The 16,963-nt window shown below is 70.2% G+C and carries 17 protein-coding genes and 1 pseudogene; 13 read left to right on the forward strand and 5 right to left on the reverse strand.

Translation table 11 applies throughout. The features are described from left to right. Positions 1 to 53: 53 nt before the first annotated feature. Both O7632_RS15745 and O7632_RS15750 read right to left on the reverse strand, forming a co-directional pair. Positions 54 to 281 (reverse strand): flavin reductase, encoded by a 228-nt coding sequence (locus O7632_RS15745; protein WP_278115148.1) that lies wholly within the window; start codon positions 279 to 281, stop codon positions 54 to 56. A 181-nt stretch (positions 282 to 462) separates the two neighbouring features. After that, the gene (locus tag O7632_RS15750; protein ID WP_278120079.1) at positions 463 to 1,488 is read right to left on the reverse strand and encodes a COX15/CtaA family protein; all 1,026 of its coding nucleotides are present in this window, start codon (positions 1,486 to 1,488) and stop codon (positions 463 to 465) included. 134 nt (positions 1,489 to 1,622) lie between these two features. On the opposite strand from O7632_RS15750, the gene O7632_RS15755 reads away from it, so the two are divergent. The 8 genes and pseudogenes from O7632_RS15755 to O7632_RS15790 all read left to right on the forward strand — a co-directional run bounded on the left by O7632_RS15755 (position 1,623) and on the right by O7632_RS15790 (position 8,508). Next, on the forward strand, positions 1,623 to 2,396 hold the full coding sequence (locus tag O7632_RS15755; RefSeq protein WP_278120081.1) for an ArsR family transcriptional regulator: 774 nt from the start codon (positions 1,623 to 1,625) through the stop codon (positions 2,394 to 2,396). Beyond that, a complete protein-coding gene (gene sufB / locus O7632_RS15760; protein WP_278115150.1) occupies positions 2,393 to 3,823 on the forward strand; it encodes a Fe-S cluster assembly protein SufB in 1,431 nt (476 codons plus the stop codon). The genes O7632_RS15755 and sufB overlap by 4 nt, the downstream gene beginning before the upstream one ends. A gap of 62 nt (positions 3,824 to 3,885) precedes the next feature. Continuing rightward, positions 3,886 to 5,010, forward strand: a pseudogene (sufD, locus tag O7632_RS15765) (Fe-S cluster assembly protein SufD); the annotation flags it as partial. A gap of 158 nt (positions 5,011 to 5,168) precedes the next feature. Continuing rightward, entirely contained in the window at positions 5,169 to 5,498 is a 330-nt protein-coding gene (locus O7632_RS15770; RefSeq protein WP_278120082.1) for a non-heme iron oxygenase ferredoxin subunit, read from the forward strand. After that, entirely contained in the window at positions 5,495 to 6,268 is a 774-nt protein-coding gene (gene sufC / locus O7632_RS15775; RefSeq protein WP_278115152.1) for a Fe-S cluster assembly ATPase SufC, read from the forward strand. Before O7632_RS15770 ends, sufC begins: the two co-directional genes overlap by 4 nt. Before the next feature lie 43 nt (positions 6,269 to 6,311). Then, the gene (locus O7632_RS15780; protein WP_278115154.1) at positions 6,312 to 7,628 is read left to right on the forward strand and encodes a cysteine desulfurase; all 1,317 of its coding nucleotides are present in this window, start codon (positions 6,312 to 6,314) and stop codon (positions 7,626 to 7,628) included. Beyond that, the gene (gene sufU, locus O7632_RS15785) at positions 7,628 to 8,083 is read left to right on the forward strand and encodes a Fe-S cluster assembly sulfur transfer protein SufU (protein ID WP_278115156.1); all 456 of its coding nucleotides are present in this window, start codon (positions 7,628 to 7,630) and stop codon (positions 8,081 to 8,083) included. Before O7632_RS15780 ends, sufU begins: the two co-directional genes overlap by 1 nt. Beyond that, positions 8,083 to 8,508: a metal-sulfur cluster assembly factor gene (locus tag O7632_RS15790; protein ID WP_278115158.1), complete on the forward strand. Its 426-nt coding sequence runs from the start codon at positions 8,083 to 8,085 to the stop codon at positions 8,506 to 8,508. The genes sufU and O7632_RS15790 overlap by 1 nt, the downstream gene beginning before the upstream one ends. A gap of 39 nt (positions 8,509 to 8,547) precedes the next feature. On the opposite strand, the gene O7632_RS15795 is transcribed toward O7632_RS15790, so the two are convergent. Beyond that, entirely contained in the window at positions 8,548 to 9,291 is a 744-nt protein-coding gene (locus O7632_RS15795; RefSeq protein WP_278115160.1) for a hypothetical protein, read from the reverse strand. A 291-nt stretch (positions 9,292 to 9,582) separates the two neighbouring features. Between O7632_RS15795 and O7632_RS15800 the strand changes: the two genes are divergently transcribed. Next, positions 9,583 to 10,032, forward strand: a complete 450-nt coding sequence (locus tag O7632_RS15800) for a hypothetical protein (protein ID WP_278115161.1) — start codon at positions 9,583 to 9,585, stop codon at positions 10,030 to 10,032. Between the two features lie 46 nt (positions 10,033 to 10,078). On the opposite strand, the gene O7632_RS15805 is transcribed toward O7632_RS15800, so the two are convergent. Then, the gene (locus tag O7632_RS15805; RefSeq protein ID WP_278120083.1) at positions 10,079 to 11,002 is read right to left on the reverse strand and encodes a neutral zinc metallopeptidase; all 924 of its coding nucleotides are present in this window, start codon (positions 11,000 to 11,002) and stop codon (positions 10,079 to 10,081) included. A gap of 269 nt (positions 11,003 to 11,271) precedes the next feature. Between O7632_RS15805 and O7632_RS15810 the strand changes: the two genes are divergently transcribed. The 4 genes from O7632_RS15810 to O7632_RS15825 all read left to right on the forward strand — a co-directional run bounded on the left by O7632_RS15810 (position 11,272) and on the right by O7632_RS15825 (position 16,330). Next, positions 11,272 to 12,879: an ABC-F family ATP-binding cassette domain-containing protein gene (locus O7632_RS15810; RefSeq protein ID WP_278115163.1), complete on the forward strand. Its 1,608-nt coding sequence runs from the start codon at positions 11,272 to 11,274 to the stop codon at positions 12,877 to 12,879. Between the two features lie 270 nt (positions 12,880 to 13,149). Continuing rightward, a complete protein-coding gene (locus O7632_RS15815; RefSeq protein WP_278115165.1) occupies positions 13,150 to 13,380 on the forward strand; it encodes a helix-turn-helix domain-containing protein in 231 nt (76 codons plus the stop codon). Between the two features lie 46 nt (positions 13,381 to 13,426). Next, positions 13,427 to 14,173, forward strand: coding sequence for an enoyl-CoA hydratase/isomerase family protein (locus O7632_RS15820; protein WP_278120085.1), 747 nt, complete (start codon positions 13,427 to 13,429; stop codon positions 14,171 to 14,173). Between the two features lie 192 nt (positions 14,174 to 14,365). Beyond that, positions 14,366 to 16,330: an ABC transporter ATP-binding protein gene (locus tag O7632_RS15825; RefSeq protein WP_278120087.1), complete on the forward strand. Its 1,965-nt coding sequence runs from the start codon at positions 14,366 to 14,368 to the stop codon at positions 16,328 to 16,330. A 44-nt stretch (positions 16,331 to 16,374) separates the two neighbouring features. Here the strand turns inward: O7632_RS15825 and mug are convergent, their stop codons facing one another. Then, positions 16,375 to 16,962: a G/U mismatch-specific DNA glycosylase gene (gene mug / locus O7632_RS15830; RefSeq protein WP_278115166.1), complete on the reverse strand. Its 588-nt coding sequence runs from the start codon at positions 16,960 to 16,962 to the stop codon at positions 16,375 to 16,377. Position 16,963: the final 1 nt, after the last annotated feature.

Here is a 16,963-nt window from a genome sequence, read left to right on the forward strand (position 1 = left end):
GCATGGCGACAGCGGGCGGCCACGCCGAAGGCAACGATGGTGCGGGCGGCCGGCTACTCGCCGCGGGTCCAGGAGAGGAACCGGTCGAACAGGTCGGCGGGGGAGATGCCCGGCAGGTCGTGGGCGGCCTGTGCCATCCGCTGTGCCGCGTACGTGCCGAGTGCGACCGGGTCGTGTTCGGCGACGAGTTGGCGGCGGGCGCTCGGGCAGGGCCAGTCCAGGGTGCAGCGGGCGCAGATCCAGGACGGCCGGACCGGCAGGTGTGGGTGCTCCTGCGGCACGTCGCCCCCTCGCTGACCAGGGGTGCGGCAGCCACGGCACGGGGGGACCGCGACTACCGCACCCGGATCGTCGTGCCAGCGGTTGTGCCCCGGCACAGGCGTAGCCTCGCCGGTACTCTCCGCGATCGGGACCCGTCGGCGGTCTTCAGCGGTCTTCAATCAGCTGGCCAGGCGACTTCGGTCAGCTGGTGGCGATCAGCGGCCGTCCCTCGCCGGGCGCGCCGCCGACCGCCGCTTCGCCGGTCGCGGGCTCGCCGGTCGCGGGCTCGCCGGTCGCGGGCTCGGCGGTCGACGGGTCGACGTCGCGTCGCCGGGTGGACCAGAGTGCGGCCAGGGTCGCCAGCCAGACCAGACAGGCACCCAGCATGTGTGCGCTGACCAGGGCGACCGGCAGGTTGGTGACGTACTGCACGATTCCGATCAGGCCCTGGGCGAGTTCGACCCCGATGAGTACGCCGGCGGCCCGGACCGCCGTGGCCGGCGCGCCGACCGCGCGCAACGCGAACCACCAGGCCACCGACAGGCCGATGAGCAGGGCGACCGAATCGGCGTGCAGCTGCGACATGGTCTGCGGATCGAGTCCGGTCCGCGTCGCCGTCGCGTCCCCGGCGTGCGGTCCGCTGCCGGTGACCACCGTGCCGAGCACGAGGACGCCGAAGCTGACCGTCGTGATGACGAAGGCGAGGTGCCGCAGCGGTCGCGCGACGGTGTCGTGGGTGGTCGGGCCGCCGGCCCGGGTGCGGCGCCACAAGGCGTACGCGACCGCGAGCGCGACCATCGACAGCATGAAGTGCAGCGCGACCACCCACGGGTTGAGCTGCACCCGGACGCTGATCCCGCCGATGATCCCCTGCAGGATCACCAGCCCCAACACGGCGAGGGTCAGACCCCGCAGATCGCGCCGACGGGGTCGGGCCAGCAGGACGGCGACCAACGTCGCCAAGGCGACCAGGCCGACGACGATGCCCAGTACCCGGTTGCCGAACTCGATCACCCCGAGGATGCCCATCTCGGGGGTGGTGACGTAGGAGTCCTCGGTGCAGCGGGGCCAGGTGGGGCAGCCGAGACCGGACCCGGTGAGCCGTACTCCGCCACCGGTCACCACGATCGCGACGTTGGCCACCAGCGAGGCGAGGGTGAGCCGCCGGAGCAGGGCGGCGGAGGCGGACAATCGGCCGGAACTGGTCACGGCGGCAATCGTACGCAGCGGGCCGGCCAGGGGAATCCGGGGCGGGCACCTCGGGTGCGCCGGATCACCGGAGGGTGCGTTTGCGGGCGGCCGAGGAATTACGTAACGTTGGCGTAGTGAAAAACAGGGCGGCTGGCGCGGACAGCGGGGCGGTGAACGGCGGCGCGGTGACCGGTGCGGTCGCCGTCGGCCCTGACGGCCGTACCCGTGACCGGGTGGTCACCCTGTTGCTCGAGCGCGGCGCGGCGACCGCCGCGCAGCTCGGCGCCGAACTCGGCCTGAGCCCGGCGGCGATCCGACGGCACCTCGACGCGATGCTCTCCGACGGCGACGTGACGGCCCGGGACGCGCCGCCGCGTGACCATCGTCGCCGGGGCCGGCCGGCCAAGGTCTTCCGGCTCACCGACGCCGCTCGATCGCGGCACGGCCACTACCGATACGACAGCATGGCCGCCGCCGCCCTGCGCTGGATCGCCCGGTACGGCGGTGACCAGGCCGTGGACGAGTTCGCCGCGCAGCAGGTCGAGGGACTCGAAGCGCGATGCCGGGCCGCCTTGGAAGGCGCCGGGGAGGACCCGCTGGCCCGCGCCGAGGCACTCGCCGAGGCGCTCAGCGCCGAGGGATACGCTGCCAACGCGTCGACCATCGCGTCCGGCGGACAGTTGTGTCAGCACCACTGTCCCGTGGCGCATGTGGCCGCCGAGTTCCCGCAGTTGTGCGAGGCTGAGACCGCGGTGATCTCACGCCTCGTCGGCACCCACGTGCAACGCCTGGCCACCATCGCCCACGGCGACGGAGTGTGCACCACGCACATCCCCGACCCGCGGCGGTCCGAGACCGGCCCGAGCGCCGCCACCGTGACCATCACCAGCACGACCGATCGTTCACCCGACCACGTCACCAGCACTGTGAGGACAGATAGATGACCGAGCAGACCGTCGCGCCCATCTCCCAGGAGGAGCACCTCGCGGCCCTCGGCCGGTACGAGTACGGCTGGGCCGACCGCGACGTGGCCGGTGCCGCCGCCCAGCGGGGCCTCAACGAGGCGGTGGTGCGCGACATCTCCGCCAAGAAGAGCGAGCCGCAGTGGATGCTCGACCTGCGGCTGAAGGGCTTGCGGCTGTTCGGCCGCAAGCCGATGCCCGCCTGGGGCGCCGACCTGACCGGCATCGACTTCGACAACATCAAGTACTTCGTGCGCTCCACCGAGAAGCAGGCGACCAGCTGGGACGAGCTGCCCGAGGAGATCAAGAACACCTACGACAAGCTGGGCATCCCGGAGGCCGAGAAGCAGCGGCTGATCGCCGGAGTCGCCGCCCAGTACGAGTCCGAGGTGGTCTACCACAAGATTCGTGAGGACCTGGAGGAGCAGGGAGTCCTCTTCCTGGACACCGACACCGCCCTCAAGGAGCACGAGGAGATCTTCAAGGAGTACTTCGGCACCGTCATCCCGGTCGGGGACAACAAGTTCGCCGCCCTGAACACCTCGGTCTGGTCCGGTGGCTCGTTCATCTACGTGCCCAAGGGCGTCCACGTCGAGATCCCGCTGCAGGCCTACTTCCGGATCAACACCGAGAACATGGGCCAGTTCGAGCGGACGCTGATCATCGTCGACGAGGGCGCGTACGTGCACTACGTCGAGGGGTGCACCGCGCCGATCTACTCCTCCGACTCGTTGCACTCGGCAGTGGTGGAGATCGTGGTCAAGAAGAACGCCCGCTGCCGGTACACCACCATCCAGAACTGGTCGAACAACGTCTACAACCTGGTCACCAAGCGGGCCGTCTGCCACGAAGGCGCCACCATGGAGTGGATCGACGGCAACATCGGTTCCAAGGTGACCATGAAGTACCCGGCCGTGTTCATGACCGGCGAGCACGCCAAGGGCGAGGTGCTCTCGGTCGCGATGGCCGGCGAGGGACAGCACCAGGACGCCGGCGCCAAGATGGTGCACGCCGCGCCTAACACCTCCTCGACGATCGTCTCCAAGTCGATCGCCCGGGGCGGTGGCCGCACCTCCTACCGGGGACTGGTCCAGGTGCTGGAGGGGTCGCACCACAGCCGCTCGACGGTCAAGTGCGACGCCCTGCTGGTCGACGCGATCTCCCGGTCGGACACCTACCCGTACGTCGACATCCGTGAGGACGACGTGTCGATGGGGCACGAGGCGACCGTCTCCAAGGTCAGCGAGGACCAGCTGTTCTACCTGATGAGCCGGGGCCTGAGCGAGGACGAGGCGATGGCGATGATCGTCCGTGGCTTCATCGAGCCGATCGCCAAGGAACTCCCGATGGAGTACGCCCTGGAGCTCAACCGTCTCATCGAGCTGCAGATGGAAGGCGCGGTCGGCTGAGCCGGCCGGCTCGCCGTACCCACGCCGTCGTCACCGTACCGGCCCGCCCAGAACAGGAAGAGATGACTATTCAGGCCTCCGCGCCGCCGAAGACCAAGTCGCAGGCGTTGCGCTCCTACGATGTCGCCGACTTCCCGGCCCTCACCGGCCTGGAGGAGGAGTGGCGGTTCACCCCGCTGAAGCGGCTGCGCGGTCTGGCCGCCGGCGCTCCGGCGGCCACCGCGTCGGTCGACCACGAGTACGCCGACCTGCCCGCCGGTGTGGCGGTACGGCGGACCGACCGTACCGACCCCCGGGTCGGCACCGTGCTGACCCCGTTCGACCGGATCAGCGCCCTGGCCTACGAGCAGGCCACCGAGGTCCTGGTGGTGGAGGTCGCACCGGAGGCCACCCCGACCGAGCCGGCGGTGGTCCGGATCGTCGGCACCGGCGCGCACGGCGTCGCCTACGCGCACACCCTGGTCGACGTCGGCCGGTTCGCCGAGGCGACCCTGGTGCTGGACCAGGTCGGGTCGATCACCCTCGCCGACAACGTCGAGGTGATCGTCGGCGACGGAGCGAAGCTGACCCTGGTCACCGTCGCGGACTGGGCACCCGACGCGGTGCAGGCCGAACACCTCAAGTTCCGGCTCGGCCGCGACGCCCGGGTGACCCACGTCCAGGTGACCCTCGGCGGCGACCTCGTCCGCCAGTTCACCAGCGTCGAGTACACCGGTCGCGGCGGCGAAGCCGAGCTGTACGGCCTCTACTTCGCCGACGCCGGCCAGCACCTGGAGCACCGGCAGCTGGTCGACCACACGGTGCCGGACTGCCGCAGCAACGTCGGCTACCGGGGCGCGCTGCAGGGCGACGACGCGCACACCGTCTGGGTCGGCGACGTGTTGATCCGGGCCGGGGCGACCGGCACCGACACCTACGAGATCAACCGGAACCTCCTGCTCACCGACGGGGCACGCGCCGACTCGGTGCCCAACCTGGAGATCGAGACCGGCGAGGTGGCCGGGGCCGGGCACGCCAGCGCCACCGGCCGGTTCGACGACGAGCAGCTGTTCTACCTGATGGCCCGGGGCATCCCGGAGGCCGAGGCACGCAAACTGGTGGTCCGGGGCTTCTTCGCCGAGCTGCTCAACAAGATCCCGGTGGCGGAGCTGCGCGAGCGCCTCGGCGACGCGATCGAACGCCGGCTGCGGCGCGCCGAGGCCGGCGACGCCCCGAACGGCGACGCCCCGAACGGGATCCGGTCGGCCGGCCCGACCGGCGACCCCGCCGGACCGGCCGTCCCGGGCCAACCCGTACCCGGCCAGCCCGGTACGGCGGCGAACGGAATCCGGTGACCATGGTCGATCTGATCCGGGTCTGCGCCACTACGGAGATCCCCAAAGGCACCGCGGTCAGCGCCGACATCGAGGGCGTCCAGGTCGCCGTCGTACACACCGACGAGGGTTCCTTCCACGCCGTACACGACGAGTGCTCGCACGCCGCGGTCGCCCTGTCCGAGGGCGAGGTGGACGGCTGCACCCTCGAATGCTGGCTGCACGGCTCCCGGTTCGACCTGCGGACCGGGGCGCCGACCGGGCTGCCCGCCACCGAACCCGTACCCGTCTTCCCCGTCGAGATCCACGACGGCGACATCTACGTCAGTCTGACGCCGAGCAATGGAGTAGCCGCACCATGAGCGTTCTGGAGATCCGTGACCTGCAGGTGTCGGTCAAGCTGCCGGAGGGCGAGCACAAGCCGATCCTGGCCGGGGTGACGCTGACCGTCCGGGCGGGGGAGACCCACGCCATCATGGGCCCGAACGGCTCGGGCAAGTCGACCCTGGCCTACTCGGTCGCCGGCCACCCCAAGTACGAGATCACCGGCGGTGAGGTGCTGCTCGACGGGGCCGACGTGCTGTCGATGTCGGTCGACGAGCGGGCCCGCGCCGGGCTCTTCCTCGCCATGCAGTACCCGGTGGAGGTGCCGGGCGTCTCGGTGGCCAACTTCCTGCGTACCGCCAAGACCGCGGTCGACGGCACCGCGCCGAAGCTGCGCACCTGGGCCGGCGAGCTGCGCGGCGCCATGGAGCGGCTGCAGATGGACCCGGCGTTCGCCCAGCGCAACGTCAACGAGGGCTTCTCCGGCGGCGAGAAGAAGCGGCACGAGATCATGCAGCTGGAGCTGCTCAACCCCAAGATCGCGATCCTCGACGAAACCGACTCCGGGCTGGACATCGACGCGCTGCGGGTGGTCAGCGAAGGCGTCAACCGGGTACGCGGGTCGGGCCGGACCGGACTGCTGCTGATCACCCACTACACCCGCATCCTGCGCTACATCAAGCCGGACTTCGTGCACGTCTTCGTCGGCGGCCGCATCGTCGAGCAAGGCGGCCCGGAGCTGGCCGACAAGCTCGAGGCCGAAGGCTACGAGCGGTACGTCGCGGGCGCGGGCGCGGCCACGGCCTGACGCCGCGGTCCCTCCCAACCCGCAGAAGGGCGGCCTGACGCCGATGAGCACCATAGCGATCTCCCGGGACACCTCACCGCAGAGCGGCCCGCCGGCCCTCGACGTCGAGGCCGTCCGCGCCGACTTCCCGATCCTCGGCCGGGAGGTCAACGGCCATCCGCTGGTCTACCTGGACAGCGCCAACACCTCGCAGAAACCCCGGCAGGTGCTCGACGCGCTGACCGACTACTACCAGCGGCACAACGCCAACGTGGCCCGCTCGGTGCACACCCTGGGTACCGAGTCCACCGAGGCGTACGAGGGTGCCCGGGCCACGGTCGCCGCGTTCGTCGGCGCGGCCAGCCCGGACGAGGTGGTGTTCACCAAGAACTCCACCGAGGCGATCAACCTGGTGGCGTACGCCTTCTCCAACGCCTCGGCCGCGGGTCTCGCCGGCACCGGCACCGACCCCCGGCTGCGCCTCGGGCCCGGCGACGAGGTGGTGATCTCCGAGATGGAGCACCACTCGAACATCGTGCCGTGGCAGCTGCTCTGCCAACGTTCCGGTGCCACGCTGCGCTGGTTCGGGCTCACCGAGGACGGCCGGCTCGACGAGTCCGACCTGGACCAGATCGTCACCGAGCGGACCAAACTGGTCTCCCTGGTGCACATGTCCAACATCCTCGGTACGGTCAACGACCTCACCGCGATCACCCGCCGGGTCCGCGAGGTCGGCGCGCTGCTGCTACTGGACTGCTCGCAGTCGGTGCCACACCGACCGGTGGACGTCGCCGAGCTCGACGCAGACTTCATCGTCTTCACCGGACACAAGATGTGCGGCCCGACCGGGATCGGCGTGCTGTGGGGGCGGGCCGCCCTGCTGGCGGCGATGCCGCCGGTGCTCGGCGGCGGCTCGATGATCGAGACGGTGGCGATGAGCGGATCGACGTTCGCCCCGCCACCGGCCCGGTTCGAGGCCGGCACCCCGCCGATCGCCCAGGCGATCGGCCTCGGCGCGGCCGTCGACTACCTGTCCGCGCTCGGCATGCCGGCCATCGCCGCGCACGAGGAGCTGATCACCTCGTACGCCCTGGACGCCCTGGCCACCGTACCGGGACTGCGGATCGTCGGACCGGCCGAACCGGTCGGCCGCGGCGGCACGATCTCGTTCGCGCTCGACGGCATCCATCCGCACGACGTGGGTCAGATCCTGGACGCACAGGGGGTCCAGGTACGGGTGGGTCATCACTGTGCCCGGCCGGTCTGCGTCCGCTACGGTCTGCCGGCCACCACCCGGGCGTCGTTCTACCTCTACACCACCATCGGTGAGGTCGATTCGCTGGTGCGTGGGCTGGAACAGGTGCGGAAGGTGTTCGACTGATGGAGCTCGAGCAGCTGTACCAGGAGATCATCCTGGACCACTACAAGCACCCGCAGGGCCGTGGACTACGGGAGCCGTACGCGGGCGAGGCGCACCACGTCAACCCGACCTGCGGTGACGAGGTGACCGTCCGGGTGGCGTTGGACGCCGACACCCACGTCGGGGTGTCGCACGACGGCCAGGGCTGTTCGATCAGCCAGGCCTCGGCGAGCGTGCTCTACGACCTGGTCGACGGCCGGTCGGTCGAGGAGGCGTTCGCCGTGCACGGCGCCTTCGTCGAACTGGTGTCCGGTCGTGGCACGGTCGAACCGGACGAAGATGTGCTGGGCGACGGGGTGGCGTTCGCCGGTGTGGCGCGTTACCCGGCTCGGGTCAAGTGTGCGTTGCTGCCGTGGATGGCGTTCAAGGACGCGGCGGCGCGTGCCGGTGTGGGCGCGAGCCCGGAGGTGAAATGATGAGTTCCGACCAGACCATGACCGAGGCGACGCCTGACGCGGCGGCCACCGGTGGCGGCAGCGCCCCGGAGACCACCGCGAACGGCGGGGCCCCGGCCGGCAAGCCCGCTCTCGCCGACATCGAGGAGGCGATGAAGGACGTCGTCGACCCGGAGCTCGGCATCAACGTGGTCGATCTCGGCTTGGTGTACGGCGTACACGTCGACGACGACAACGTGGCGACTCTGGACATGACGCTGACCAGCGCTGCTTGCCCGCTGACCGACGTGATCGAGGATCAGGCCCGGCAGGCGCTGACCACGGGTCCGGGCGGTGGGCTGGTGTCCGACATCCGGATCAACTGGGTGTGGTTGCCGCCATGGGGCCCGGACAAGATCACCGACGAGGGTCGGGACCAGCTGCGGGCCCTCGGCTTCAACGTGTGATCTCGCCCCGTGACGGTGCTGGTGCCGTACCCGGTCCGGCTAACGCACCAGGCCGACCAGCGCCCGCTTGAGGTGTCCGTCGTGCCGATGGTCGACCCAGCCGACCGCGCTGATCGGCCGACCCTGGCGGCGCGCCTCGTCGCAGTAGTCGAGCACGTCGGTGGCCGGCTGGTAGTCGGTCACCGCCAGGGCGGCGTTGGCCCGTAGCTTGTAGGCCGCGTCCTCGGCGTCGCGGACCGCGACGCGGCCGTCGTCGTCGCGTCGGGCGGCCACGGTGATCCGCCAGCCGAAGATCTGCACCAGCACGATCCCACTCGGGGCGTCGGGCGGAATGCTCACCTCGGCGTTGGCCCGCGCCAGCGCCTCGGCTACCTCGCGCTGGTAGGTGCCGGCCCAGGCCGCCTGGGCGTGCTGGGGCCGCATCACCGCCAGCAGGTCGGCTTGTGCCTCGGCGGGTAGCGCGGTGAGCAGCGCGGCGGTGGTCGCCTGCGGCAGCCGGTCGGCGACCGCCCGGACCTGGTCGGCCGGCAGCCCGGTGAGCAGCCGTACGGCGCCGGCGGTGGGCATGCTCGCCGTCAGCTCGGCGAGCTGTTCGGTGGTGAGCAGTGCTATCAGGCGGGCCCGCAGCTCGTCCCCGGCGGCGGGCAACAGCCGGGTCAGATCGACCGGTTCCATCGCCGCGACCACCACCGGCAGCCGGTCGGCGGGCATCGCCGCCAGCAGCCCGACGGCCTGCCGCGGTGGGGTGCTGCGGACCATCGCGATCAGCTGGGTAACGGGCATCATCCCACCGGGCAGCATGTTGTTTCGCTCCAATGATCAGTTGAACCAAACGCGCCTGATGTGCGTAGCACCCCAGGTAGGGGTGATACATCAACCCGTTGGTGGACTTGCCCCTCGTTCGGCCAGGTCTGCCGGCATCTACGGCTGGCCGGACCACCGCACGACCTGCGAGGGACGCCTCCACCGCTGATCGTCGGCCTCCGGCGGGTCGTCCTCGCGCGGGGTCGGGTCGGCGTCCCGCTCGTGTCGGCACGGAACGCGACACGAGCTCGACTCGGCTACCCTGCGGCCATGATCGCGCGCCTACGCTACCTCGACGAGCAGCTCAAACGGCAACTGTTGACAGTCGTGGGCGTGCTGGTGCTGTTCGGCGTCACGGTCAGCGCGGTGGGTGGGTTGTTCCTGCGGTCGGGGCAGGAACCCGATTTGGCCGCCCGTACGGCCGCCGTGGCGTTTCTCGACCGGCTCACCGACGGGCCGCAGGACGCCGCGTACGACCTGCTCTGTACCACCACACAGGCCGACCTCAGCCGTACCCGGTTCCTGGAGTGGTCGCGGGGGCTGGGGATCGAGGACTACTGGATCGGCGCGGTCCGGCCGATCGAGGCGGCGAGCCGACCGGAGTTGGCGACGGTCGGCGTCCGGATCACCACCACCACCGGCGTCGCGCAGGTGATCATGCTCGAGGTCGCCGTCAACCGGGGAAGCTGGCGGGTCTGCGCGGGTCCGTTCGCCCGCTGACGCGCGGACCGGTGCCGGCCGCTGGTGCGCCAGCCCGGCTCTCAGGTCACCGGGCCCCGGCGAACGTGTCGCAGCTGGTCGGATCTCCACTGGTGAAGCCCCGTCCGAACCACTCCTGGCGTTGGGCAGAGGTGCCATGGGTGAACTGGGACGGTTCCACCGGGTTGCCGGCTCGCCGGGCGATCGCGTCGTCGCCTATCGCCGCGGCGGTGTCCAGCCCTTCCTGGATGTCGCGTTCGGTGACACTGGTGAAGATGCGCTGCCCACTGGCGTCAGCTGTTCCGGTGGCGTTGTGGGCCCAGGCACCGGCGAAGCAGTCGGCCTGCAGCTCCATCAGCACGGACAGCTCGTTGGCCCCGCCCGGGTCACGTTCCTGCTGCCGGCGGACCTCATCGGCGATACCGAGCAGGGTCTGGACGTGGTGGCCGTACTCGTGGGCGACCACGTACGGCTGGGCGAACTCGCCGCCGGCGCCGAGCCGCTCGGCGAGCACCTGGTAGAAGGTCAGATCGAGGTAGACCCGTCGATCGGCGGGGCAGTAAAACGGCCCCACCCCGGAGTCGGCCGATCCGCAACCGGTGTCGACGAACCGCTCGAAGAAGACCGTCTCCGCCGGCTGGTAGGGCCTACCGAAGTGCTCCGGGAGGGCGGTGCGCCAGTACGCCTGCACCGAGTTGACGTACAGCGTGTTGCGGCAGTCGAGCTGGGTCAGCGCGTCGTCGGCCGCGCACCGTTGTTCCAGCGCGGCGTCGCCACCGGTTTCGCCGCCACCGCCGTCACCCGTCAGCGCGTTGAGGCCGAATCCGCCACCCACGAGGGTGATCAGGAGGGCCACCACCACCCCGACCAGCGTGCCGCGACCACCGCCGCCGATCGGGATGCGAAGGGGGACTCCGCCCGATCCGCCGCCGGCACCTCGTTGATCCCGCACCTGACTGGTGTCGATCCGCGCGTTTCGATTGAGCTTCAACACCGACCCCGATCGTCGAGACGTGGCGCATCCGCCGGGCGTGGTACCGGCGGGCGACGGGCAGGTGCCGGGCGGGGTGGCCGACCGGCGTCCGCTTCCTACCCGATGATCTTGTCTGATAATCCGTTGGGAGCGACGTCGGTCGCGACGCTACGATGGGGGACGTGCTGCTCTGCGAAGGCTGAACCGCCCGGCGCCGACGGAGGATTCACCCGTCGGCGCATTGTCGTGTCCGCAAGTCAGCCTTTGACATCGGGGAGCGAAGAACGATGATCACCGCTACGGGCCTGGAACTACGCGCGGGATCGCGGATCCTGCTGTCGGACACCACCCTGCGGGTGCAGCCCGGCGACCGGATCGGTCTGGTCGGCCGCAACGGTGCCGGAAAGACCACCACCCTCAAGGTGCTGGCCGGGGAGGGCCTGCCCTATGCCGGGCAGGTCGAGCGGCGCAGCACGGTCGGATACCTGCCGCAGGATCCCCGTACCGGCGATCTGGGCGTGACCGCCCGCGACCGGGTGCTGTCCGCACGGGGGCTGGACACGTTGATGGCGCAGATGTCCGAGCTGGAGGGCCGCCTCGCCGAGGGCGGCACCGACGACAAGCTGGTACGCCGTTACGGCGTACTGGAGGATCAGTTCGCCTCGCTGGGCGGGTACGCGGCCGAGGCGGAGGCGGCGCGGATCTGCGCCAACCTCGGTCTGCCGGATCGGGTCCTCAACCAGACCATCGGTACGCTCTCCGGCGGCCAGCGCCGACGGATCGAGCTGGCCCGCATCCTGTTTCGTGACGCGGCTGAGAACGGCGGCGGGATCCTGCTGCTGGACGAGCCCACCAACCACCTCGACGCCGACTCGATCACCTGGCTGCGCGGGTTCCTCGCCGGACACAAGGGCGGGCTGATCGTCATCAGCCACGACGTGTCGCTGCTGGAGGCCGTGGTCAACAAGGTCTGGTTCCTCGACGCCACCCGATCAGTGGTCGACGTCTACAACGTCGGGTGGGCGGCGTACCAGCAGCAACGGGAGACCGACGAGCGCCGCCGCCGCCGCGAGCGGGCCAACGCCGAGAAGAAGGCCGGCGCGCTGATGGCGCAGGCCGACAAGATGCGCGCCAAGGCCACCAAGACGGTCGCCGCCCAGAACATGGCCCGGCGGGCGGAGAAGCTGCTCTCCGGTCTGGAGGAGGTGCGGGTCGCGGACAAGGTGGCGAAGGTGCGTTTTCCGAGCCCGGCACCCTGTGGCAAGACACCGTTGACCGCCGCCGGTCTGTCGAAGTCGTACGGGTCGCTGGAGATCTTCTCCGGGGTCGACGTCGCGGTCGACCGGGGTTCCCGGGTGGCGATCCTCGGCCTCAACGGTGCCGGCAAAACAACCCTGTTGCGCATACTCGGTGGTCTGGTGCAGCCCGACTCGGGGGCGGTGGCACCCGGACACGGTCTTCGTATCGGCTACTACGCCCAGGAACACGAGACCCTGGACGTCGAGCGGTCGGTGCTGGACCACATGCGTAGTGCCGCGGTCGAGCAGTCGGATACCGAACTGCGAAAAATTCTCGGAGCCTTCCTGTTCAGTGGTGAGGACGTCAACAAGCCGGCCGGTGTCCTCTCCGGCGGCGAGAAGACACGGCTGGCGTTGGCCACCCTTGTCTGTTCCGGTGCGAACGTTCTGCTCCTCGATGAGCCGACCAACAACCTGGATCCAGTCAGCCGCGAACAGGTTCTCGATGCGATAGCTCGGTATCCGGGCGCGATCGTGCTGGTGACCCACGATCCGGGTGCCGTGCTGGCGCTGAAACCGGACCGGGCGATTCTCCTGCCCGACGGTGACGAGGACACGTGGAGCGACGACCTGCTGGAACTCGTGGAACTTGCATGAACTGCAGCACGGGTGGGCCTTCGGGCTCACCTGCTCCATATCGGTGAACGTCATTTCGGTTAGCGTGAATCGTCATGAACACCGGTATGTGGATCATGCTTGACGCCGGTCGGCGGGACGTCGACGCCATTGGGTTGATGGTCGTATCGGCTAACTGGCACGCTGTGCGTGTCGCTTGGCCAACAGTTCATATCTAGCGCATGATCGGCGGAGGCGGTCTAATAGGTGGGACCGCATCGAACCGCTCAGTCTGGGACGTGAGGAATCAACATGGCAGCCACCGGCACAGCCGCCAGCACCGAGAAGGGTCGCCGGATCGTCGGAGCCGAGCGTCAGACCCTGGCCAAGGACCTGGTCAAGCGGTACACCTCCGGCGAGAGCATCCGCGCCCTGGCGGCCTCCACCGGCCGTTCCTACGGTTTCGTCCACCGGGTGCTCACCGAATCCGGAGTGCAACTGCGCCAGCGTGGTGGCGCCCGGCGTCGTAAGAAGCAGCAGTGAAACACCCGCCCCGTGGCGTCCGCCGTCGCCTCGGTCAGAGCCCCCGCTGACCGTGTCCGACGGCGTACGCCTCGAATACGCCGGGCCGGTCGCGACGGTGACGTTGGACCGGCCCGACGTGCTCAACGCCCAGACTCCCGCCATGTGGCGGGCGCTGTGGGCGATCGGCCGCGAACTACGCGGCGACGTCCGCGTCGTGGTGGTGCGCGGTGCCGGTCGCGCCTTCTCGTCCGGACTCGACCGGTCGTTCATTGTCGCGCCCCCGGTGGCCGTCGGCGAGCCCGAGGAGTGCGCCGCCCAGATCGCCACCTTCCAGGAATCCTTCACCTGGCTGACCCGCCCTGATCTGATCACCGTCGCCGCCGTGCACGGGCCGGCCGTCGGGGCCGGATTCCAACTCGCCCTCGCCTGTGATCTGCGGGTCCTTACCGACGACGCCCGATTCTGCATGGCGGAGGTGACCCTCGGGCTGGTGCCCGACCTCGGCGGCACCCGACGTCTCGTCGATCTGGTCGGCTACAGCCGGGCTTTGGAGATCTGCGTCACAGGTCGGTGGATCGACGCGGGAGAAGCGGATCGGATCGGTCTGGCCAATCTGGTGGTACCGGCCGACCAGCTCACCCCGGCCGTGGCCGATCTGACCGCGGCGGTGCTGGCCGGACCCCGGGACGCGATCGTCGAGATCAAGGCGTTGCTCACCGGGGCGGTGGGCCGTACCCCCGCCGCGCAGCTGCGCGCCGAACGTGAGGCCCAGACCCGGCGCCTGCGTGACCTCGCCGGGCTCGGCGAGTAACGCCGATCCTCCGTCTGTTGTCCGCCGAAGGCCGGATGGTCGTTGTCCGCCGAAGGCCGGATGGTCGTTGCCCGCCGCTGCCGCCGGTAAGGGGTCGTCGGGAAGGTGTCGGTTACCGATGTGGTTGTCGTAGGTGTCCGGGAGACTGACATCCGGGACGCGGACGGCAGGAGGTGGCGGGTGTCGAGTTCGATGGCTGGCGGCGGTGGCATGGGTGCCGGTTGGGGGATGTTGCGCTCCATGCGCGACAGCGACCAGGTGCGTCGGCACCGGGTCAACCGTGGCACCGCCCGCCGGATCGTCGCGTTCGCCCGGCCGTACCGCCGAGATATGGTCGTCTTCCTGATCACCGTCGTGGCGGCCGCCGGCATCGGGGTGGTCACCCCGGTCCTCGCCGGCGACGTGATCAACGCGATCACCGCTGGCGGCGCGGACGCCGGCGGCACCGTCGTCCGTCTCGCGTTGTTCATCGCCGGGCTCGCCGTCGTCGACGCCCTGCTCTCACTCGCGCAGCGCTGGTACTCCGCCCGGATCGGCGAAGGCATCATCCTCGATCTGCGCACCAAGGTCTACGACCACGTCCAGCGCATGCCGCTGCAGTTCTTCACCCGGACCCAGACCGGGGCGCTGGTCAGCCGACTCAACAACGACGTGCTGGGTGCCCAGCGGGCGTTCACCTCCACGCTGTCCGGCGTGGTCAGCAACGTCATCCAACTGGTCCTCACCGCAGCGGTCATGTTCACCCTCTCCTGGCAGATCACCGCGCTGTCACTGGTGCTGTTGCCGATCTTCATCATCCCGGCGCGCCGGGTCGGCCGACGGCTGGCCGAGATCACCCGTGAGTCCTACGATCTCGACGCGAAGATGAACGCCACCATGACCGAGCGGTTCGGGGTCTCCGGGGCCCTGCTGGTGAAGCTCTTCGGCCGGCCCGAGGTCGAAGCACGTCGGTTCGCCGACCGGGCCGACCGGGTCCGCGAGATCGGCATCCAGTCCGCGATGTACTCGCGGACCTTCTTCGTGGCGATGTTGCTGGTCGCCTCGCTCGCCCAGGCACTGACCTACGGTCTCGGTGGTTGGCTGGCCGTCACCGGCGCAGTCAGCGCCGGCACCGTCGTGACCCTGGCGTTGCTGCTGACCCGGCTCTACGGTCCGCTCACCGCGTTGAGCAACGTCCGGGTGGACGTGATGAGCGCGCTGGTCTCCTTCGACCGGGTCTTCGAGGTCCTCGACCTCGCCCCGTCGATCGCCGAGCGGCCCGACGCGGTGCCGGTGCCGCCCGGCTCCGGTCGACTCGAGTTCCGCGACGTCCGGTTCCGCTACCCGAGCGCCGCCGAGGTGTCCCTGGCCTCGCTGGAGGACGTCGCGACCCTCGACCGGACCACCTCCGAACCGGTACTGCGCGGTGTGTCGTTCACCGTCGAACCTGGACAGATGGTCGCGCTGGTCGGTCCGTCCGGAGCAGGCAAGAGCACCACCGCCATGCTGGTCTCCCGGGTGTACGACGTCACCGACGGCGCGATCCGGGTCGGCGGGGTGGACGTCCGCGACGCCACCCTCGACTCGCTGCGCGACACCATCGGCGTGGTCACCCAGGACTCGCACCTGTTCCACGAGACCATCGCCGAGAACCTGCGCTATGCCAGGCCCGACGCCACCGACGACGAGATCTGGGCGGCGCTGCGCGGCGCACAGGTCGCCGACCTGGTCGAGGCGCTGCCCGACGGGCTGGACACGGTCGTCGGTGAGCGGGGATACCGCTTCTCCGGCGGCGAGAAGCAGCGCATCGCCATCGCGCGGCTGCTGCTCAAAGCCCCGTCGATCGTCATCCTCGACGAGGCCACCGCCCACCTCGACTCCGAATCCGAGGCCGCCGTCCAGCGCGCCCTGGCCGTGGCGTTGACCGGTCGTACGGCGATCGTCATCGCCCACCGGCTGTCCACCGTGCGCGACGCCGACCAGATCCTGGTGCTGGACGAGGGCCGGATCGTCGAACGCGGCCGGCACAGCGAGCTGATCGGTGCCAACGGACTCTACGCCGAGCTATACCGCACCCAGTTCGCGGTCACGGACTCACCGGCACCGTACGTCGACGACACCGGTCCGGACCCGGTGACCGCCGCCGCCTCCGGTCGTTCCGTCGGTGTCGAGCCATGACGGTCCGTCAAGCCTGGCCGGGCGTGAGCGCACCCCGCGCGGGTTCACCCCGGCCGGTCCGTCACGGCCCGCCGCAGCATGCCGTACTCGTACGCCAGCCGGTCCAGCTGATAGTGGGCGTTGAGCCCACTGGGATTGGGCAGCACCCACAACCCCGCTCCGGCCAGCGTCTGCGGCTGTGGCCCCACGACCGCCTTCGGTCGGGCGTAGCCGACGCGGTACGCGGTCACCCCGACCACCGCCACCCATCGGGGACGGTACGTGGCGACCAGTTCGGTGAGCCGGGCAGCTCCGGCGATCACCTCGGCGCGGCTCAGTTCGTCGGCGCGCGCGGTGGCCCGAGCGACCAGGTTGGTCACGCCCAGCCCGTACGCGGGCAGCGTCGCATCCTCCGTCGCACGGAGCTGACGGTCGGTGAAGCCGGACCGGTGCAGCACCGGCCAGAAGCGGTTGCCGGGCCGGGCGAAGTGGTGCCCGGTCGCCGCCGAGTACAAGCTCGGGTTGATCCCGCAGAACAGTACGTCGAGGTCCGGGCCGAGCACGTCGGGCACCGTACGTCCGGCGGCCTCGGCCAGCTCGCGGACGGTCGGATTCCTCGTGGTCGGATCGCCGGGCGGCGTCGGCGTGGGCATC

The organism is Solwaraspora sp. WMMD406 (genome assembly GCF_029626025.1).
In the GTDB taxonomy this organism is placed as follows: Bacteria; Actinomycetota; Actinomycetes; order Mycobacteriales; family Micromonosporaceae; genus Micromonospora_E.